Annotated in this window: 22 protein-coding genes; 1 reads left to right on the top strand and 21 read right to left on the bottom strand. The window is 40.8% G+C overall.

All coding sequences use genetic code 11. The features are described 5' to 3' along the window. The 15 genes from nuoL to KTV93_RS02815 all read right to left on the bottom strand — a co-directional run bounded on the left by nuoL (position 1) and on the right by KTV93_RS02815 (position 12498). Complete coding sequence (gene nuoL / locus KTV93_RS02885) at positions 1-1896, bottom strand: NADH-quinone oxidoreductase subunit L (protein WP_218249831.1); 1896 nt, start codon at positions 1894-1896, stop codon at positions 1-3. 6 nt (positions 1897-1902) lie between these two features. Further along, the gene (gene nuoK / locus KTV93_RS02880) at positions 1903-2232 is read right to left on the bottom strand and encodes an NADH-quinone oxidoreductase subunit NuoK (RefSeq protein ID WP_218249830.1); all 330 of its coding nucleotides are present in this window, start codon (positions 2230-2232) and stop codon (positions 1903-1905) included. 4 nt (positions 2233-2236) lie between these two features. Next, entirely contained in the window at positions 2237-2731 is a 495-nt protein-coding gene (locus KTV93_RS02875; protein WP_218249829.1) for an NADH-quinone oxidoreductase subunit J family protein, read from the bottom strand. Beyond that, complete coding sequence (locus tag KTV93_RS02870) at positions 2732-3280, bottom strand: NuoI/complex I 23 kDa subunit family protein (protein WP_218249828.1); 549 nt, start codon at positions 3278-3280, stop codon at positions 2732-2734. Between the two features lie 53 nt (positions 3281-3333). Beyond that, positions 3334-4395, bottom strand: coding sequence for an NADH-quinone oxidoreductase subunit NuoH (nuoH, locus tag KTV93_RS02865; protein ID WP_218249827.1), 1062 nt, complete (start codon positions 4393-4395; stop codon positions 3334-3336). Positions 4396-4460: 65 nt separating this feature from the next. Then, positions 4461-5462 (bottom strand): NADH-quinone oxidoreductase subunit G, encoded by a 1002-nt coding sequence (locus tag KTV93_RS02860; protein ID WP_218249826.1) that lies wholly within the window; start codon positions 5460-5462, stop codon positions 4461-4463. A 26-nt stretch (positions 5463-5488) separates the two neighbouring features. After that, positions 5489-6349: a hypothetical protein gene (locus tag KTV93_RS02855; RefSeq protein ID WP_218249825.1), complete on the bottom strand. Its 861-nt coding sequence runs from the start codon at positions 6347-6349 to the stop codon at positions 5489-5491. Position 6350: 1 nt separating this feature from the next. Further along, positions 6351-7706, bottom strand: coding sequence for an NADH-quinone oxidoreductase subunit NuoF (gene nuoF, locus KTV93_RS02850; protein ID WP_218249824.1), 1356 nt, complete (start codon positions 7704-7706; stop codon positions 6351-6353). Between the two features lie 12 nt (positions 7707-7718). After that, positions 7719-8228 (bottom strand): NADH-quinone oxidoreductase subunit NuoE family protein, encoded by a 510-nt coding sequence (locus KTV93_RS02845; RefSeq protein WP_218249823.1) that lies wholly within the window; start codon positions 8226-8228, stop codon positions 7719-7721. Between the two features lie 100 nt (positions 8229-8328). Then, positions 8329-9552: an NADH-quinone oxidoreductase subunit D gene (locus KTV93_RS02840; RefSeq protein ID WP_218249822.1), complete on the bottom strand. Its 1224-nt coding sequence runs from the start codon at positions 9550-9552 to the stop codon at positions 8329-8331. A 21-nt stretch (positions 9553-9573) separates the two neighbouring features. After that, entirely contained in the window at positions 9574-10068 is a 495-nt protein-coding gene (locus KTV93_RS02835; protein WP_218249821.1) for an NADH-quinone oxidoreductase subunit C, read from the bottom strand. A 6-nt stretch (positions 10069-10074) separates the two neighbouring features. Beyond that, positions 10075-10632, bottom strand: coding sequence for an NADH-quinone oxidoreductase subunit B (locus tag KTV93_RS02830; protein WP_218249820.1), 558 nt, complete (start codon positions 10630-10632; stop codon positions 10075-10077). Between the two features lie 38 nt (positions 10633-10670). Next, complete coding sequence (locus KTV93_RS02825; protein ID WP_218249819.1) at positions 10671-11042, bottom strand: NADH-quinone oxidoreductase subunit A; 372 nt, start codon at positions 11040-11042, stop codon at positions 10671-10673. A 106-nt stretch (positions 11043-11148) separates the two neighbouring features. Next, entirely contained in the window at positions 11149-11337 is a 189-nt protein-coding gene (locus KTV93_RS02820; protein ID WP_218249818.1) for a hypothetical protein, read from the bottom strand. A gap of 33 nt (positions 11338-11370) precedes the next feature. After that, positions 11371-12498: a GNAT family N-acetyltransferase gene (locus tag KTV93_RS02815; protein ID WP_218249817.1), complete on the bottom strand. Its 1128-nt coding sequence runs from the start codon at positions 12496-12498 to the stop codon at positions 11371-11373. Positions 12499-12606: 108 nt separating this feature from the next. Between KTV93_RS02815 and KTV93_RS02810 the strand changes: the two genes are divergently transcribed. After that, positions 12607-13314, top strand: coding sequence for a zinc metallopeptidase (locus tag KTV93_RS02810; protein WP_218249816.1), 708 nt, complete (start codon positions 12607-12609; stop codon positions 13312-13314). 1 nt (position 13315) lies between these two features. Here KTV93_RS02810 and KTV93_RS02805 read toward each other — a convergent pair whose 3' ends face one another. The 6 genes from KTV93_RS02805 to KTV93_RS02780 all read right to left on the bottom strand — a co-directional run bounded on the left by KTV93_RS02805 (position 13316) and on the right by KTV93_RS02780 (position 19074). Next, positions 13316-13918: an IMPACT family protein gene (locus KTV93_RS02805; RefSeq protein ID WP_218249815.1), complete on the bottom strand. Its 603-nt coding sequence runs from the start codon at positions 13916-13918 to the stop codon at positions 13316-13318. 2 nt (positions 13919-13920) lie between these two features. After that, entirely contained in the window at positions 13921-14943 is a 1023-nt protein-coding gene (gene ribD, locus KTV93_RS02800; RefSeq protein ID WP_218249814.1) for a bifunctional diaminohydroxyphosphoribosylaminopyrimidine deaminase/5-amino-6-(5-phosphoribosylamino)uracil reductase RibD, read from the bottom strand. Positions 14944-15014: 71 nt separating this feature from the next. After that, the gene (locus tag KTV93_RS02795; protein ID WP_218249813.1) at positions 15015-15614 is read right to left on the bottom strand and encodes a hypothetical protein; all 600 of its coding nucleotides are present in this window, start codon (positions 15612-15614) and stop codon (positions 15015-15017) included. 6 nt (positions 15615-15620) lie between these two features. Continuing rightward, a complete protein-coding gene (locus KTV93_RS02790; RefSeq protein WP_218249812.1) occupies positions 15621-17612 on the bottom strand; it encodes a DUF349 domain-containing protein in 1992 nt (663 codons plus the stop codon). An 86-nt stretch (positions 17613-17698) separates the two neighbouring features. Continuing rightward, a complete protein-coding gene (locus KTV93_RS02785; RefSeq protein WP_218249811.1) occupies positions 17699-18427 on the bottom strand; it encodes a shikimate dehydrogenase family protein in 729 nt (242 codons plus the stop codon). Between the two features lie 107 nt (positions 18428-18534). Beyond that, entirely contained in the window at positions 18535-19074 is a 540-nt protein-coding gene (locus KTV93_RS02780; RefSeq protein ID WP_218249810.1) for an AAA family ATPase, read from the bottom strand. Positions 19075-19078 lie beyond the last annotated feature (4 nt).

Genomic DNA, 19078 nt, shown 5'->3' with positions numbered 1-19078 from the left:
CTATTGTAATATAAAGTTAACAATTAAAATAATTCCGATAGCCAGAGACATAATGAGCACGTAATTCTCCACGTTTCCGTTCTGGAGTTTTTTTGCTGCTCTTCCTGAATCTTCAGCGCCGCTTCCGATGAAATCTACAAAACGGTTCAGCACGCCTTTATCGAACATATTTCCACCAACACCTAAACCTTCAATAAACCTCACGAAGGTTGCATTATTCAGTTCATCCAGGAAGAGTTTTCTGTTAGAAAGTCTTTCCCAGCCGGTATATTTTTCATCTGGCAATGCCATTTTTTTCTTGTTGACGTAAATGTTTTTCACAACAAACCAAACGGTAAAGAACATCAGAACAGTTAATGCAAGAAGGATCATTTCTGTTGCGAAATTCACTTCCGGAAGCTCGAGATCGTAAACATAAATGGACTGAAGCCATTGGCCAAGTTTTGCATATTCGCCATGCCCGATGAAGTGCGGAAGATTGATGAAACCGCCAACTACCGTTAATACAGCCAGAACGATCAAAGGAATCGTCATGTTAGACGGACTTTCATGCACGTGATGTTTCTGTTCTTCAGTTCCTCTGAACTCGCCGTGGAAAGTCAGATAATACGCTCTGAACATATAAATCGCCGTCAATGTCGCAACTAAGAACAGAATTACCCAAAGTGCCGGACTTTTGCCATATACACTTACAAGGATTTCATCTTTTGAAATCATCCCTGAAAGGAACGGGAATCCTGAAATAGCCAGTGTCCCGATAAGGAAAGTAATGTGCGTAATTGGAATTTTTTTCTTTAAACCGCCCATGAATCTCATGTCCTGTTCGCCGCTCATCGCATGGATTACGGAACCTGAACCTAAGAACAGCAAAGCTTTAAAGAAAGCATGCGTCATTAAGTGGAACATTGCGGTAGTATAAGCGCCAACTCCAAGTGCAACGAACATAAATCCTAATTGCGAAACAGTGGAGTAGGCTAAAACTTTTTTAATATCATTTTGTCTGAGACCGATAAATGCTGCAACCAAAGCGGTAAGAAGCCCGATGAAAAGGATTCCGTCCATGGTTGTAGGTGCAAGCGAAAAAAGGAAATTGGATCTTACTACCAAATAAATACCTGCAGTTACCATGGTTGCGGCGTGGATTAACGCTGAAACCGGTGTAGGGCCCGCCATCGCATCCGGAAGCCAGGTAAATAAAGGAACCTGCGCTGATTTTCCCATAGCTCCGATGAATAAACTTGCCGTAATAAAGATGATTACAGGTGAATCTAATTCAAATTTTGAAGAATTCTGTGCTACAGAAAGGAAATCAACAGCGTTGGTCTGATAGGCGATCATTAAGATCCCGATAATCATTCCAAGGTCACCAATTCTGTTCATGATGAAAGCCTTTCTTGCCGCTGCACCATATTCCTTGTTAGTATACCAGAAACCAATGAGTAAATAAGAACATAAACCAACACCTTCCCAGCCGATGAAGAGGATAAGATAATTACTTCCCATAACCAAAAGCAACATCGAGAAGATGAATAAATTCAGGTAAGCGAAAAATTTATAGAAACCTTTGTCGTGGCTCATGTAACCAATCGAGTAGAGGTGAATCAGCGATCCGATTCCGGTAACGATCATAATCATCATTAATGATAACTGATCGATCTGGAAACTGAAATTCACCTGAATTCCGTTAACCCTAAACCATTCGAAAGCCCGGACAATAACCGGCTGCGACTCAGCATCAAAATTTAAAAATAAACTGACAGCAATACAGAAAGAGGCAAAAACCACCAGCGTTGCGATACTCCCTACCACCATTTTCGGCAGACTTTTCCCGAAAAGACCGTTGATCAGAAATCCGAATAAGGGTAAAAGTATAATTGCGTAAACTAAATTTTCCATCCTATATTATCCTCTTAATTTATTAAAAATACTGATGTCTACCGATTTCGTGTTACGATACATCATTGCGATAATCGCTAATCCGATGGCAACTTCTGCCGCGGCAACCACCATGATAAAAAATACCAGGATCTGTCCGTTACCGTCGCCTTTATAGCTTGAAAATGCAGCCAGCAGAAGATTTACAGAATTCAGCATCAATTCAACACATCCCAAAATAATGATGGCGTTCTTGCGGATTAAAACTCCCAAAACTCCCAGACAGAACAGCACCGAACTCAGAATAATAAAATACTCGAGGGGTACGGTCTGTATAAATGAATTTATTTCTCCCATAATACTATAAATCTTTTTTACCGATCAGTACAGCACCCACGATTCCCGCAAGAATAAGGATGGAAGCCAGTTCGAAAGGCAATACATATTCGTTAAACAATAATCTTCCGAGGTTTTTGGTCAACCCGATAGATGAGTCTGCGTCGCCACCGAAAGTGGTTGCGTTCAGTCCTTTGAAAGCGCCGAGAATACCTATCAAAAGTATTCCTGCTGCAAAAACACCGATAAACTTGGTGATATTCTGCTTTTTACTTTCGTCGCCTTTATTCAGGTTAAGCATCATTAAGATGTAAAGGAAAAGAACCATAATTGCTCCTGCGTATACGATGACCTGAACGATTCCAAGGAATTGTGCATTAAGCAGAACATACATCGCAGCGATTGAAAAGAAAGTAACAATCAGCGAAAGAATGGAGTAGAGCGGGTTTCGGGCAAACACAAAATAGGCTGCACTTATAATGGCAAGAAATGCCACAAAGAAAAAGATGATCTGTTCCATTTATTTTACCGATTTTTTTTGTAATTCGCTCTGTCTGGCAGTGATATCAATTCTCTCATTGATTTTTTCAACCAGTTTATCTTTTCCGTACACAAAACTTCCGCGGTTGGTTTCTACATCTACCAAACGGTCTGTAAGGTAAACTGCAGATTTCGGGCAGGCTTCTTCGCACATTCCGCAGAAAATACAACGCAGCATATTGATTTCGTACACCGCTGCATATTTTTCTTCACGGTAAAGATCCTTTTCTTCTTTGGTTCTTTCAGCGGCGGTCATGGTTATGGCTTCTGCAGGACAGGCAACGGCACAAAGTCCGCATGCAGTACATCTTTCGCGTCCTTCTTCGTCACGTTTCAGTACATGTAAACCACGCCAGACTTTTGCTCTTGGTTTTTCTACTTCGGGGTAAGAATAAACTTTGCCCTTCGGTCCAGCCAAAGCGTGCTTCAGAGTAATCGCCATTCCCTTCATAATTTCCGGGAGGTATATTCTTTCCATAAAGGTCATCTCTTTATTCGAGACTACTTTAGATCTGTTTGTCAGTTTCATATTGATTTTGTTTTCGCTTCGGCCTTAAGCTTCAGCATGACAACTTTTACGATTTATAGGCTAAAAAAAGTAATTACAGCAGCGGTGATCACAAGGTTAACCAAGGCTAACGGAATTAAAGTTTTCCAGCCCAAATGCATCAGCTGGTCGTATCTGAATCTTGGGATCGTCCAGCGGATCCACATAAAGATTAAAATTCCGATAATCACTTTAAACAGCATGGCTGCAATACTTAAAATTCCTGCGATATTCTCGCCCCAGTTTTCAGAAACCCAGTTAATTCCCGGGTAGTTGAAACCTCCGAAGAACAGGGTAGCGATCAATGCATTCGAAATAAACATATTCACATATTCCCCGAACATATACTGCCCGAAGTTCATCGATGAGTATTCAGTCATATACCCGTTTACGAGCTCAGATTCACATTCAGGCAAATCGAAAGGGTGACGGTTGGTCTCTGCCAGAGCAGCGACAAAGAAGATAATAAATGCAAATGGCTGATAGAAGATGTTCCAGTTCATTCCGTCAGCAGGGATAAAGCCCCAGATCTTTCCGGTTCCCTGTGAAGAGGTGATGTAATGAAGATCCAGACTTCCGGCCATTAAAATAATCGCAAGAAGAGAAAGACCCATCGCCAATTCATAAGAAATCATCTGAGATGAAGCACGGATGGCACCAATAAGTGAATATTTGTTGTTGGATGCCCAACCTCCGATCATCATTCCGTAAACTCCGATGGAAACCATACCGATAAGATAAAGAACACCAACATCGATATTGGCTACCTGAACATCAAAAGAAGTTCCGCCAATGTTCAGCGATTTTCCCCACGGGATTACCGCTCCCGTAATCAGGGATACGAACATGGTGATCCCAGGTCCTAAATAGAAAAGGAATTTATCGGCATTCTGGGGTACAAATCCTTCTTTGAAGAAGAGTTTACCACCATCAGCCAGCGGCTGCAATATTCCGAAAGGTCCAGCTCTGTTTGGCCCGATTCTGTCCTGTAATGCTGCCGCCACTTTTCGTTCGCCCCAGGTGGAGTAGGCTGCAACAGCCATGGAAACTGCAAAAAGCACCAGAACTAAAATGATTTTAAAGGTAATTAATTCCATAAGTTATATCATTTGAGATTTAAAGATCGATTCTGAATCAAAATTTAAATTCACTCATTATCAAATTAAATTATTTCGTCTTTTTCACTGATTTCTTTTGCATCCGGATTGTTCAAAAGATTAATCATGTTTTTAGGTTTTTCGTAGTGGTTCAGCGAGATCACCGAATGTCTGTCGATATGTCTCGGTCCTTCGATCGTCCAGTCGCTTAGATTTTTCTTTTCGAAACGGCACTCGTTGCAGATCCATTCCTGAACTTCGTCGTACTGGTCTTTTCTGGCTGTAACTCTGATGATTTCTTCGCCTTTCATCCACAGAACTGCTTTCCCGGAACATTTTGCGCATTTACAACTAGCATTCACCGGTTTTGTAAACCAAACTCTGCTGGCAAAACGTGCGGTTCTGTCGGTTAAAGCTCCTACCGGACAAACGTCAATTACGTTTCCGATAAAATCATTGTCCAGAGCTTTATTCAGATTCGTTGAAATTTCAGCATGTTCTCCTCTGAATAGTATTCCGTGTTCGCGTTTTTCGGTCAGCTGATTGGCTACCAAAACGCATCGTGCACACAAAATACATCTGTTCATATGAAGTTTGATGTAGGGACCGATATCTTCTGGTTCGAAAGTTCTTCTTTCAAATTCTGTTCTGGTCGCTTCCACACCGTGTTCATAGCCTAAATCCTGAAGGTGGCATTCGCCGGCCTGGTCACAAACCGGGCAATCCAACGGGTGATTTACCAAAAGAAATTCAGTAACAGCTTTGCGGGCTTCCTGGGTTTTTTCTGAGGTAAGGTTTTTCACTTCCATACCGTCCATCACGCCGGTTCTGCAGCTTGCTACCAATTTTGGCATCGGTCGGGAATCTGCATCAGAACCTTTCGATACTTCAACCAAACACGTTCTGCATCTTCCGCCGCTTGATTCCAGGGGTTTATAATAACACATTGCCGGGGGTACAGATTTACCGCCGATTTGTCTGGCTGCTTCAAGAATAGAAGTTCCGGGCAAGACCTCAGTGGTCTGTCCGTCGATCGTGATCTTAAATTTTTTAATTTCTTCGCTCATTATAGATGAATTCAAAAATGAATTAATTAAATTTTGTGGGTATCGAAGGTATATCCGATCCCGAAATTTACCTGTCCGAAAAAGAAATCCTGCGACGCCTTATCGGGTTTATTGTTTAAAGTAGTTTTTATATCGGGCATATTGATATATCCTACTTTTCCTTCTATTCTTGCCATCCAGTGTTTCCACAGGATTACGTTAATATTTGCTCTTGCATCGAGACCGAAACCTGCAACATGAAAACGGTCGCTTCTTTCGTTACCAAAAAGTTTTATATTACTTTTCGGGAAAAGAACTCCTGCTCCGGCGCCGTAGCTCCACATGATATCTATTTTCTCTCTGCTCAGTAACGGTTTGTATTTTTCTAAACCTGCATTTACATAGTTCAGCCCGTCGGTATGTTCAAAGGTCAGGAAATTTGAATCCCTAAGATCAACTTCACCGTTCTGAACCATCGCTGCATACACCGGATCGGAAATATTTCCTATGAATCGCACCGTCTGTTCCTGATCCATCACATATTTCATGTGATCTGTTCCCACTACGAGCGCCAAATTATCCTTGATGAAATATCCTAACCGGAAATTAAACTGCGGCGTCGACATCTGTCCTGGATCTACATAAGCCCAACTTACATCACTCGGTCTGTCGTGTGCCACTACATTCTCGAGCGTGAAATTGTAACCGTTTCCTTCAAAATGAATATCAGAATTGGTAAATCCTGCTCTGTTCCAGCCCCAGAAAATAAACACCTGCCCTTTCTTTGACATCGGTTTAATACTGAAGTCGAAGTCATCGGATATCGCCTGCGTTGAATCTGTCTGCTGTGCAACACTGAAATTCAGTCCTAAAAACAGGAATGCAAAAATTTTAAAGATCTTCTTCATCTTACTCTGCTTTCGCAGCTACAGGGATTGGGTCTGCATAATTTGCCAATCCGTAATTTCTTGTTAAAGCTTCCGGGTTATCAATATGCCACTCGAACTCGTCGCGGAAATGACGGATTGCTGCTGCAACCGGCCACGCAGCGGCATCGCCAAGCGGACAAATCGTATTTCCTTCGATTTTTCTCTGAACATCCCAAAGCAAATCGATATCAGCTAAAGTTCCGTTTCCGGAATCTATTTTTTTCAGAATTTTATACATCCACGGTGTACCTTCGCGGCAAGGAGTACACTGGCCGCAGCTTTCGTGAGCATAGAAATGTGCTAAACTCATGGTATGTTTCACTACGCACTGGTCTTCATCCAGAACGATAAATCCTCCTGAACCCATCATGGTTCCGGTTGCAAAACCACCATCAGCCAATGATTCGTAGTTCATGTATCTTGGCTCTCCGTTAATCGTTTTCAGCAATAAATTAGCAGGAACGATTGGTACGGAACTTCCGCCAGGAATACAGGCTTTCAGTTTTTTACCGTTCGGAATTCCGCCACAATATTCATCAGAATAAATGAATTCCTCAACGGTAATCGTCATGTCGATTTCGTAAACACCAGGTTTGTTAATGTTTCCGCAGGCAGAAATCAGTTTTGTTCCCGTAGAACGGCCTACGCCGATTTTAGCATATTCCGCTCCGGTAATATTGATGATCGGAACAACTGCTGCGATCGTTTCAACATTATTAACTACGGTTGGTGATTCCCAAAGTCCTTTTACAGCCGGGAAAGGCGGTTTCAGACGTGGATTTCCTCTTTTGCCTTCCAGAGATTCCAGAAGTGCAGTTTCTTCACCACAGATATAAGCTCCGGCGCCACGGTGAACGTAGATTTCGAGATCGTAACCGCTGCCCAAAATATTTTTACCTAAAAAGCCTGCTTTTTTTGCTTCTTCAATGGCTTCTTCCAAAATATCAGGAATCCATGAATATTCGCCACGGATGTAGATATAAGAAGTATTTGCGCCCAATGCGTAAGAAGAAATAATCATTCCTTCAATCAGAAGATGGGGAATGAATTCCATTAAATAACGGTCTTTGAACGTTCCCGGTTCGGATTCATCAGCATTCACGACCAAATATCTTGGGACTCCTTCTGGTTTTGCCAGAAAGCTCCATTTCATTCCTGTTGGGAAACCGGCACCGCCACGACCACGAAGACCTGAAGTTTTCACTTCTTCAATAATCTCGTCCGTCGACATTTTCAGGGCTTTTTCTACCGCTTCGTAACCGCCTTGTTTACGGTAAACATCGTAAAAACGGATTCCTTCAACATGCGCGTCTTTAAGTAAAAGTTTTTTACTCATTTTCTATTAAAATTAATCCAAAGCAATGGCTCCCTGTCTGCAAAGTTCCAGGATTTCATCTACTTTTTCTTTTGTTAAATGTTCATGATAAAATTTGCCAAGCTGCATCATCGGTGCGTAGCCGCAAGCGCCAAGACATTCCGCCGGTTTCAGCGTGAAAAGTCCGTCGGCAGTAGTTTCTCCGTTTTTAATGTTCAGCGTTTCGCGGATGTGACTTAAAATCCCGTCGCTTCCGTTCAGCATACACGGTCCGGTTTGGCAAACTTCCAGTACATATTTACCGACAGGTTTCATGTTGAACATGGTGTAGAAGGTGGCAACCTCATACACTTCAATCGGTTTAATGTTTAAGATCTGCGCAACGTAATCCATTACAGGAACATCAAGCCAGCCTCCAAATTCTTTCTGTGCAATATGCAGCACGGGAATAAGGGCAGATTTTTGCTTCCCTTCAGGATATCTTGCGATAATTTTATGAACCTGTTCTAAGGATTCTGGTTTAAAAGCAATAGTTTCGCTCATTTTATTTTGTTGTAAAATGTACATTGTACCACGTACAGTGTATTTATTATCTATTTATTTATCAAGTACGCTGCGTTAAACATCGTACCTTTTTACAGTTTTAAGCGTCGAGTTCCCCTGCGATTACGTTCATACTACACATGGTAACAATCGCGTCGGAAATCATTCCGCCTTTGATCATTTCCGGATAAGCCTGATAGTAAATAAAGCAAGGTCTTCTGAAGTGCAGTCGGTAAGGAGACCTGCCGCCATCGCTTACCAAATAGAAACCTAATTCACCGTTACCGCCTTCTACCGCGTGGTAAACTTCGCCTTTCGGAACTTCGGTTTCGCCCATCACAATTTTGAAGTGGTAGATGAGGGCTTCCATTTTATTGTAAACATCAGCTTTTTCAGGAAGGTAAAATTCCGGAACATCCGCATGGAATGGTCCTTCCGGAAGATTTTTATAGGCTTGTTCAATGATTTTCAAACTTTCCCAAACTTCCTGCTGGCGAACCATGAAACGGTCATACGTATCACCGGCGGTTCCTACAGGAATGATGAAATCGAAATCTTCATAAGACGAATATGGACTGGCAACACGAACGTCGTAATCAACACCCGCTGCACGAAGGTTAGGACCTGTAAATCCATAGCTCAGCGCACGTTCTGCAGAGATAGGGCCGGCCTTGATCGTTCTGTCCATAAAAATTCTGTTTCTCTCGTTCAAAGCACAGAATTCACCCCAGATTTTAGGGAATTTCTTTAACCATGTCTGAAGCATTTCATGGAATTTCGGACTGAAATCTCTTTCGAAACCTCCGATCCGTCCCATATTTGTGGTCATTCGGGCGCCACAAATCTGCTCATACATTTCATATATTTTTTCTCTTTCCTGGAAGAGATAAGTTAAGCCTGTAATAGCACCGGCATCCATCGCAATTACTCCGTTACATACCATGTGGTCAGCAATTCTCGCCATTTCCATCATGATAATCCTCATGTAATCTACACGTTTGGGAACTTCGCAGCCGATGAGTTTTTCAACGGTCATGTGCCAACCGATGTTATTAATCGGGGCAGAGCAGTAGTTCATCCTGTCGGTAAGGGTCGTGATCTGTGCAAAGTTTCTTCTTTCAGAAATCTTTTCGAAAGCACGGTGAATGTAACCAATCGTTTGTTCTGAATGCAGAATTCTTTCCCCATCCATGGTAAGCACATTCTGGAAAATACCGTGAGTCGCGGGGTGAGTAGGCCCAAGGTTAAGCGTATACAGCTGCCCGTCGATATTTTCTTTTGAATCGTTTTGGCTGAGTATATTTGATAGCGCGTTGTCTTTCATAATTTTTCCGTTGATATAAGATTATCTTCCGAACATTTTATCATCTTTATCTGTTCTGGTACCGTCTTCGAGTCGGTATTCCTTCAGCATCGGATGATAATCGATATCTTCCATATTCAGGATTACACGAAGATCCGGATGACCTTTAAATTTAACCCCGTAGAATTCGAAAGTTTCTCTTTCCATCCAGTTTGCACCGGCGTAGAGGTCTGTCATAGAATCTACTTCAGCATTTTCCTTCGGCATAAATACTTTTAGGCGGATTCTGAAGTTCGTCATCAAATTATGAAGATGGTAGATGACGCCGATTTCTTTTTCAGGATTTTCGGGATAGTGGATACCGCAGATATCGGTAAGGAATTGTATTTCAAGAGAAGAATCACGCAGGTAATGAATTACCTTTTTGATGTCTTCTTTTTTGATTTCTAGAGTAAGAAAATCGTACGGCTCGGAATGTGAGATTACTGAATCCGGAAATTCTCTTGTAATTGCTTCTAAAACAAATTCGTTTGTCATTTCCAATTAATTTATACCGTAGGATTCTAGTAAATTTTTATATTCAGGCAGATCTCTTCTTCTGATACTTTCGCCTTCGCAAAGAGCCTGAACCTGCATAACGCCTTCAATAATCTGTTCCGGTCTTGGCGGACAGCCGGGAACATATACATCTACAGGAATGATTTTATCAATTCCCTGAAGTACAGAGTAGGTATCGAAAATACCGCCGCTTGATGCACAGGCGCCTACGGCAATAACCCATTTTGGCTCTGCCATTTGGGTATAAACCTGCTTAAGGACAGGACCTAATTTTTTAGAGATGGTTCCGCAAACCATGAGCATATCTGCCTGTCTTGGAGAGAAAGAGTTTCTTTCCATTCCGAAACGTGATGCGTCGTAGGTTGGGTTCAGTACGGCCATAAACTCAATACCACAACATGAAGTTGCAAAAGGTAGCGGCCACAGCGAAAATTTACGTGCCATGCCGATCACACTGCTGAGTTTGGTAGCGAAAAATCCTTCGCCCTCAAAACCTTCAGGTGGTTCAGCATCCATTCTTATTATTGGTTTGTTATCTGACATTTTTGTTTTCTTTAAGTGTTAATTAAATACGAAAAGGCTTACTTATCCCAATCGAGTGCGCCGCGCTTCCAGACATAGATAAATGCCACGAAAAACACGGAAATAAAGGTAAGTACCGCAAAAAATCCTTCAACCCCAAATTCGCGGATGTTTACCGCATACGGATAGAAGAATACTATTTCGATATCGAAAAGTACAAACAGAACAGCGGTAAGAAAATATTTTACGGAAAAAGGTGTACGGGCATTGCCTTCAACGTCAATACCGCACTCAAAACTTTCATTTTTTTTGGTAGAAGTTGCTTTCTGTTTAGGTCCTAAAAAATGGGTTCCTAAAATACACAGTAATACGAAACCAAAACCAACAGCGAACTGAATGATAATGGGTAGATAGTTTTCTGGAATATTCATGCCTACATTGTTTTCTGAATCAGCAAATTTAAGGAATTATGTATTATGGAAAAAATAAAAACCTTTAAATCTGAAATATATCATTATAATCTTTTGCCTATGTAAACTACTTTTTACTGCTTTTTTTAAGACGTTTTAACACGACATAAGCAATGTACCCAATGTATAAAAAAAGAAAGCTTGCGAAAAGGATGTTAATCAGGCTGTTCGTGCGTTCGTCCTGCACCTGAAAAAACTGATTGTAGACAATAAATGCCAGAATCAGAACCAGGTAGACGTAAAGTTGTTTTTTCATAAAAATAGTTGAAATATGAATCTTTGATGTGATTTACTCAATTTCCAAAGAATATGTTCTTCTTCTTTTGTGATTCACGGGGTTGTAATCCTGCCAGAGCACCTGCACGCTTTTGTTTTCCTCGAGTTCCGGGTTGGTTTCCGCAAACTTGATTCCCATTTTGTTGAAGCGCAAAAAGATTTCCTTAAAAATAATGGCGGTAACACCGCGGCGCTGGTACTCCGGATGGATGCCGATGAGATAGAAATTGGCACGGTCGTTTTTCTTGCCCGCCTGCAGAAAATGCCACCATCCGAATGGCAATAGTTTTCCCCTGGATTTTTGTAAAGCCTTAGAATAGGAGGGCATGGTAATGGCAAAAGCCACGAGATCATGATTTTCGTCTTCCACACAGATCACATAATTCTTATCGATGAAAGGGAAATATTTTTCGCGGTAGGTTTTTATCTGCTCTTCGGAAATCGGAGTGTAGGTAGAGAGTGAGTTGTAAGTCTGGTCCAGGAGTTTGAACATCGGTTCTACCAGAGGCAGTATTTGCTTTTTGTTCTTAAAGTCTATGACATTAAGTTTATATTTCTGCGCAATCAGCGTGCTGAATTTGTCTACTTTTTCCGGCAATACAGTCGGAAAATTCATTTCAAATTCCACCCATTCTTTTTCCTTTACCAAACCCAGTTTCTCCATGTGCTTTGGATAATACTCAAAATTGTAAAGACCAATCATGGTGGCAATTTTATCGAAACCCATCGTCAGCATTCCGGATTTGTCCAGATTTGTGAAACCCATCGGGCCTTCGATTTTTTTTATGCCTTTTTCTTTGGCGAAATTGATGGCAGTATCAATGAGAAGTTTGGAGACTTCAGCATCATCGATAAAATCCAGCCAACCGAAACGCACCTTGCTGATACCGAGTTCTTTTTCTTCTTTCCGGTTAATCATCACCGCAATTCTGCCTACCACTTTTCCGTTTTTTTCGGCAAGAAACTGCCTGGCTTCAGAATAGTCTAACGCTGGATTTTCGGCAGGATTCCAGATGTTTTTTTCATCGTTGAGTAAGGGGGGGACGTAATTTTTGTTATTTTTGTAAAGTTCCATCGGGAAACTGATGAACTTTTTTAATTCCTGAGCTGTTCTTACTTCATTTATTACGGTTGCAGGCATCTTTATTTGTTTGAAAAAACAAAGATAAATGATTAAAACAAATATAAAAACTTTGGCACGTTTTTTACTTTTCAAATACGGTTTAAACAGAGATAAATAAAATTAAAAATGACAGGTTATTATGTAATTATTGGGCTTTCGATGCTTGTAAGTTGGCTGGTTTCAGCAAGACTGAAATCTAAATTCGAACACTATTCGCAGGTTCATTTAAGAAACGGAATGTCCGGAAAGGAAGTGGCCGAAAAGATGCTGAGAGACAACGGAATTCATGATGTACAGGTAATATCAGTACCGGGACAGCTTACAGATCATTATAATCCGGCGAATAAAACGGTAAATCTTTCGGAAGGGGTATACATGCAGAGAAATGCGGCAGCAGCGGCAGTAGCGGCTCACGAATGTGGCCACGCTGTGCAGCACGCTGTAGGTTATTCTATGCTTCAGCTTCGTTCTAAACTGGTTCCGCTGGTAAGTATAAGTTCAAATCTTATGCAGTTTGTATTGATTGCCGGCATTGTGTTGATGAGTGCGACTCAGACCATTGATAATCCGAACGGAAATACCACCGTATTGGCAATTGGTGTAGCTATGTTTGCGCTTACCACGCTTTTTGCTTTTGTAACTTTACCGGTAGAGTACGATGCAAGTAACAGAGCAATGAAATGGCTTAAAGATACCGGAACGGTAACGTCTGAAGAATTTGTAGGAGTAAAAGATTCCTTAACCTGGGCGGCAAGAACTTATCTGGTTGCGGCACTCGGATCATTGGCACAGCTTCTTTACTGGGCTTCGATGCTGATGGGAAGAAGAGATTAATCTAAGTAAATTTAAACGATATATTTTGCATCTCGGACAGTTGTTCCGAGATGTTTTCTTTTTGGGAGGTTTTAATCTTTGCTTTGATGACACATTGTTCATCGGACAAAAAGTCCTGAATTCTGCCGTCGAATTTATTGAGTAAAGTAAAGATTTGGTTCTGCTGACTGAAACTGAAAGCAATTTCAATATCAGATTCCAGTTCTTTGGTGATCATTTCAGCTTCTTCAAGCGTGATTTTTGCTGATTCTTTGTAGGCTTTTACTAACCCAGAAACACCCAGTTTGGTGCCGCCGTAATATCTCACCACAATCACCAGAACATTTGTGATGTCATGAGCCAACAACTGATTGTATATCGGCAGACCGGCGCTGCCGGAAGGTTCTCCGTCGTCATTGGCTCTGTAATTTTCGCCTTTCATTCCGAGCCGGAATGCGTAGCAGTGATGCGTGGCTTTCGGATGTTCTTCCCGTATCTTTTCTAAACTTTTTTTCAGTTCGGTTTCATCGTTTACCGGAAAAGTAAATCCAATAAATTTGCTTCCTTTTTCCTTTAGAAGAATGTTTTCTACAGGCGATTTTATGGTATTGAAAGAAAATTCCAAGTTTACAGATTTTTGTGAAATTCAATAATATTATCTCTGAAAATTTTTGTTTCAAAATTTCCGTTCTGGAATTTCGGCGCTTTTGTTCCGTTTGATAACTTCATGTTTTCATTTTTAATAATAATTGCCTCATCCCACAATTCAGCATCAATAAACTGCTGAAGGGTAAAACTTCCGCCTTCAACAATCAGAGACTGTATTTGATTTTCGTAAAGTTTCTCCATCAGATTTTCGAGAAAGTGTTCCTTTTTAATCCTGATCAACCTGATATTTTTTTCTTCCTTATCTTTCAGAGAATTAAAGACAAGAGTTTCAGCTTCGTCATTGTAAATATTAAAATTTCCCGGAACTCGCAGATCAAAATCTATGAGAATTCTAACAGGATTTCTGCCTGCGATCTCACGTGTTGTAAGGCTTGGATTGTCTGTCACAGCCGTGTTGGTTCCTACTAAAATTGCATGTTCCCCGCTTCTGAGCTGGTGGACAAACTGCTTGGTTAAAGCGTTGCCGATTTGGGTTGGTTTAAAATCTTTATCCAGAAAACCGTCCCCGGATGCTGCCCATTTCAGAATAATGAACGGTCTTCTCTTCTGATGAAAAATGAAGAAACGCCTGTTGAGTTCCTGACATTCTTTTTCTAAAACCCCTGACACGACTTCAATTCCGGCATCTTCAATCATCTTTTTGCCTTTGCCGTTCACTTTTTCATGAGAATCCAGCGTTCCGATCACTACTTTTTTGAATCCGGTCTCAATGATTTTATTGGCACATGGCGGCGTTTTACCAAAATGGGAACAGGGTTCCAGAGACACATAAATGGTGGATTCCTGTAATAATTCTTTGTTTGTCACAGAATTAATTGCATTAATTTCCGCGTGGTTTTCTCCTGCTTTCTCGTGAAATCCTTCACCTATGATTTCACCGTTGTGCACAATTACGCTTCCCACCAGCGGATTCGGGTAAGTGTTTCCCCGGGCTTTCAACGCGAGTTCGATACAGCGTTTGATATAGGTTTCGTGATTCATTTTCTGCTGAAGTATTGTAATTAAAAAACACCCAACTCTTGCCGGGTGTTTTGTATTTAAACGTCTTTATTCTATTTTCCGGGAGCACTTGCGGCAACTTTTATTTCCGGGACTTTATATTCGATCATCGTCGCCATTAAATGGTCGCGTTGTTTTGCCAGAGCTTTTGCTGCCGATTTCAGATCACCATACATTCTTTTCGCGTAAGACATGATAAGAAAACTTTTCTGCCCGCCATTCTCCATATTTTTGAAACGGTAAATATTATATTCCATATACGGCTCGCCGGTTTCGGGAGATTCCGAGATAAAATAATCAACAACGAATTCTTTACCGTCCGGACTTTCGGTCACATTTACTTTGGCAAACTTGTCTTTCTTTTCTCTTTGCTGTACAGATTCTACTTTTTGTCTTACCGCCAGTTCCATTTCGATTTCTTTATTGAAAAAGGAAAAATCCAAAAGTTGTGTGAAATCCTGCAGATTCTCATCTTTCGGGATATACTGTTCCTGAAAAAGTGTTTTGGAACGTTGCTTCGATTGGATAAGATAAAATTCGGTCCCGTCATATTCGAGCGGATTCGAAAATGAAAGAATGCTGGTTTCGGCTTCCTGTGCATTCGCAAGCGTTACGGAGCTGATGAACAGTGCTAAAATTATCTTTTTAAACATGTTTGATTATTGGTTTTCGCCGGAGAGTATTTTGTGGAGACTCTGCTTCATTGCTTCCAGCTGAGATTTTTTCTCATCAATCCTGTCGAAAGTATCCTTAAGTAAAGGATTTTCGCGGGTAGAATTGCTGAAAAAACTCAGGTTATTTTCCATTTTGACGATTTCCGCCTCCAGATCAGCAATCTGGTTTTTGATTTTTCTGGCTTTATCGGTGAGTTGGTTTTCAGAAAGACCTTCTTCTTTCAGGTCATATTCATGAATTTTGTTGAGCTTCAGCTTTTCTCTCAGGGTTTTGTTGAACTCCGTGTTGATGGATAATTTTTCGCGCGGAACTTTTCCGATATTATTCCAGCTCGTTTTTATGCTTTCAATTTTTTCCACACTTCCTTCTTCATCAGAAATTTCTTTCAGTTCTTCCAGGAGCTGTTTTTTATTCTTGTAGTTTTCTTTCCAGTTATCGTTTACTGCATTGTTTTTCTCTCTGTAATTATTGAAAAACGCGTTGCAGGCTTCACGGAATTCATCCCAAACTTTATTGGTCATACTGCGCGGAACGTGACCGATTTTCTTCCAGTCATCCTGAAGTTTTTTGAACAGAGGAACCGTGGTTTCCCAGTCTTCCGAAAGGCTGTTGTCTTTTGCAGTTTGGATGAGTTTAAGCTTTTCCTCCAGATTGGTATGCTGAGAACTTTTGAGACCTTTATAGAATTCGTTCTTTACTGTGTTGAAATTTCTAAGATGATGTTTGAAATCGTTCCAGTTTTGGTTCGATACTTTTCGTGGTACGCTGCCTAATTTGAGAAACTCACTTCTCAATTCCTCAATCTTTTTGATTGAATTCTGCCAGTAACTATGGTTAGGATCTTTTTCCGGAGTTGCGAGTTTCTTAATTTCCTCGATGATTTTATTTTTTTTCTCCAGATTCAGCGTCTGTTCTTCGTCAATCTGAGCCGAAAGTTCAGATTTTCTGTCATGAATTTTATTTGAAATTTCTTTGAATTCTTCCCAGGTTTTTTCACGGAATTCTTCAGCAACCGGTTCAGCTTCTTCTTTCCAGAGTTTGTGCAGATACTGCAGTTCGTTCAGTGCTTTCTGCACCGCCGGTTCAGTTTCCAACTGTTTGGCGCGTTCAATAATATGCTGTCGTTTCTCGAGGTTATGGGCAAATTCCTGCTCCATATACTCTTTATTCATATCCAGCATCTGATAAAACTGATTCAGATGATGAAAGTAATTGTTGTTGAGCAGTTTGAATTCAGATTTGGCCACCTGACCAGCATTTTTCCACGCTTCTTTAATCTCACGGATGGCTTTAAAGAGATTGGTGCCTGCCTCTGTATTGGAATATAGATTTTTAAGTTTTTCTATAATCTGCTGTCTTTCTTCCAGATTCTTAGAATGGTTTTCTTCCTGTTTTCTGGTGTACTCATTGTTTTTTTCGCGGAAGATATTGAGCAAACCTGAAAGTTTTGCCTGTGCAGGATGGTGAAAACTGAAACTTTCTTCCGGATTTCCTGCTGAAACAAATTCGTTTTTCTGGTCTTCTGTTTCGTCGTGAATGAAATGATTAGCCTGTTCTTTCAAATGATTGAAAGCCCTGTAATGAGCACCTGCATCTTCTTTATTGATGATGGCTTCCATTTCTTTGAGGATTTCAGGTAAGGTTAAATGCGCCACAGATTCCAACGCTGCTTCCTCATGATCTTCGTGAGGTTCGCCATCATCAGCTTTTTGGGGATCAATTTCAGAAAGTACTTTCTCCTCAGGAGCGTTTTCAACAGATTGTAAGGTATCTACATCCGCCTGATGTTCAGGTTTTTCCTGTAAAGTATCCTCTGCAGGCTCTACAGTGTTTTCGGTTGCAGTTTCTTCCGTAGCAGGTTCTGCAGGAGTTACTGCGCTGGTTGGGTTAGCGTTATCGGAATTGTGTTCCTGGGAAACCTCTTCATGAAGCGGTTTTTTCTCATTGTTGTCAGAGACTGAATCTTCTGTGATCATAGCAAACTTGTTATTAGAATTGGGCTGCAAAACGGGTAGTACCTGAACTTTGTCGTTAAACAGAGCACTAAATTAACTTATTTTTTTTAAAAGTTCCAAATTTCCCAGTTTTTTTCTGCCTGCTGCTCAAGCATATAGAAACCGTTAACCGTTTTAGCTCCTTTTTCTGCAGCTTTTTTAATGAAAGAGGTGTAATTGGGATTGTAAATCAGGTCAATAACAAGATGGTGATCAGTGATTCCTTCAAACGGAAAATCCAGGCAGTCATCAACATTTGGAAAAGTCCCGACAGACGTGCACTGGATGATGAGCGTGTTTTGTGAAACAGTTTTGGCAGTTAAATTTCCGAAATTCAATTCGCCCTTTCTGGAAACAGTCTGGAACGGAATGTCATTTTTTTTAAGCACATATTGTACGGCTTTTGCAGCACCGCCGTTTCCCAGAACCAAAGCAGAATCATGAAAACTTTTCCTGTGAAGCAGCAGGGTTTTTTCGAAACCGAAAACATCAGTATTGAAGCCTTTTTTAATATCATCTTTAATGAGAATACAGTTCACCGCACCTGTTTTTTCCGCCTCCTCACTGAGTTCGTCCAGATAGGGAAGTATTTTTTCTTTGAAGGGAACGGTGACGTTCAATCCCAGGAGATTTTCCTTTTTCAAAATGTTTTCGACTTCCGAAAGATTCGGTAAATCGTAAACGTCGTAAAAATGATTCTTTAGCATCAGCCGCTGAAATTTATCTTCGAAATATTTCTTGGAAAAAGAGTAGGAAATGTTCCGCCCAATGATTCCAAACTTTTTTTGCTCTTCCATGCTTCAAAAATAATGAAAGCGCATTGAAGAATTGCTATTTCAGTAATGATTTTATGTATGAGTTATATCTTTTTTTGTAAACTCAGGTTTATCTCTTCTTCAATTATTTAAGTATTTTTCAGAATAAAATCTACCCTTTCTTCTGGTGGCAAAACAGGAACGTGAATGAGCGGAATGCCTAGACTTTTATAAACTTCAATGATAAGATTGTGAATCCGGAGCTGTTCAGATTCATCTTCCAGCCGTGCATAATCGTTGGTTAAGGGCAGGCGGTCCAGAATAAAAACCCTGTGATAACGGTATTTATGGCATTGCTGAATGAGAAATTCATCAAGTTCCAATCCCAGAAACTGATGGTAAGCCATGGCGTCGGGCAACGCACGGTCCAGATAAGCTGTTTCATTCGGGTCAAGGGAATTTTCTTCCGCAATCTGCATGTTGAGTACACTGAGCTGAAACTCTTTCTTATTCTTCCGGATTTCTTCAACAGTGCGCCCCTGAATTTTTTGCAGATCAATATAATGCCTTGCATACTCAATGGTAGTTTTGTAGCCTCGTTGAGCCAGAATGTTGACAACGGTCGTTTTGCCTGTGCAGGGACCACCGGTAATGACGTTCCATCGAGTAGAAATTTTTTCAGGCTTCATGATC

The organism is Kaistella faecalis (assembly GCF_019195395.1).
Lineage (GTDB): Bacteria > Bacteroidota > Bacteroidia > Flavobacteriales > Weeksellaceae > Kaistella > Kaistella faecalis.
The sequence above is the reverse complement of the archived record's forward strand: the minus strand, read 5'-3'. Positions and strand labels throughout refer to the sequence as shown.

Coding starts and splice junctions, on each gene's coding strand:
- nuoL (WP_218249831.1), bottom strand. CDS start 1,896: ATGGAAAATTTAGTTTACGCAATTATACTTTTACCCTTATTCGGATTT.
- nuoK (WP_218249830.1), bottom strand. CDS start 2,232: ATGGGAGAAATAAATTCATTTATACAGACCGTACCCCTCGAGTATTTT.
- KTV93_RS02875 (WP_218249829.1), bottom strand. CDS start 2,731: ATGGAACAGATCATCTTTTTCTTTGTGGCATTTCTTGCCATTATAAGT.
- KTV93_RS02870 (WP_218249828.1), bottom strand. CDS start 3,280: ATGAAACTGACAAACAGATCTAAAGTAGTCTCGAATAAAGAGATGACC.
- nuoH (WP_218249827.1), bottom strand. CDS start 4,395: ATGGAATTAATTACCTTTAAAATCATTTTAGTTCTGGTGCTTTTTGCA.
- KTV93_RS02860 (WP_218249826.1), bottom strand. CDS start 5,462: ATGAGCGAAGAAATTAAAAAATTTAAGATCACGATCGACGGACAGACC.
- KTV93_RS02855 (WP_218249825.1), bottom strand. CDS start 6,349: ATGAAGAAGATCTTTAAAATTTTTGCATTCCTGTTTTTAGGACTGAAT.
- nuoF (WP_218249824.1), bottom strand. CDS start 7,706: ATGAGTAAAAAACTTTTACTTAAAGACGCGCATGTTGAAGGAATCCGT.
- KTV93_RS02845 (WP_218249823.1), bottom strand. CDS start 8,228: ATGAGCGAAACTATTGCTTTTAAACCAGAATCCTTAGAACAGGTTCAT.
- KTV93_RS02840 (WP_218249822.1), bottom strand. CDS start 9,552: ATGAAAGACAACGCGCTATCAAATATACTCAGCCAAAACGATTCAAAA.
- KTV93_RS02835 (WP_218249821.1), bottom strand. CDS start 10,068: ATGACAAACGAATTTGTTTTAGAAGCAATTACAAGAGAATTTCCGGAT.
- KTV93_RS02830 (WP_218249820.1), bottom strand. CDS start 10,632: ATGTCAGATAACAAACCAATAATAAGAATGGATGCTGAACCACCTGAA.
- KTV93_RS02825 (WP_218249819.1), bottom strand. CDS start 11,042: ATGAATATTCCAGAAAACTATCTACCCATTATCATTCAGTTCGCTGTT.
- KTV93_RS02820 (WP_218249818.1), bottom strand. CDS start 11,337: ATGAAAAAACAACTTTACGTCTACCTGGTTCTGATTCTGGCATTTATT.
- KTV93_RS02815 (WP_218249817.1), bottom strand. CDS start 12,498: ATGCCTGCAACCGTAATAAATGAAGTAAGAACAGCTCAGGAATTAAAA.
- KTV93_RS02810 (WP_218249816.1), top strand. CDS start 12,607: ATGACAGGTTATTATGTAATTATTGGGCTTTCGATGCTTGTAAGTTGG.
- ribD (WP_218249814.1), bottom strand. CDS start 14,943: ATGAATCACGAAACCTATATCAAACGCTGTATCGAACTCGCGTTGAAA.
- KTV93_RS02795 (WP_218249813.1), bottom strand. CDS start 15,614: ATGTTTAAAAAGATAATTTTAGCACTGTTCATCAGCTCCGTAACGCTT.
- KTV93_RS02790 (WP_218249812.1), bottom strand. CDS start 17,612: ATGATCACAGAAGATTCAGTCTCTGACAACAATGAGAAAAAACCGCTT.
- KTV93_RS02785 (WP_218249811.1), bottom strand. CDS start 18,427: ATGGAAGAGCAAAAAAAGTTTGGAATCATTGGGCGGAACATTTCCTAC.
- KTV93_RS02780 (WP_218249810.1), bottom strand. CDS start 19,074: ATGAAGCCTGAAAAAATTTCTACTCGATGGAACGTCATTACCGGTGGT.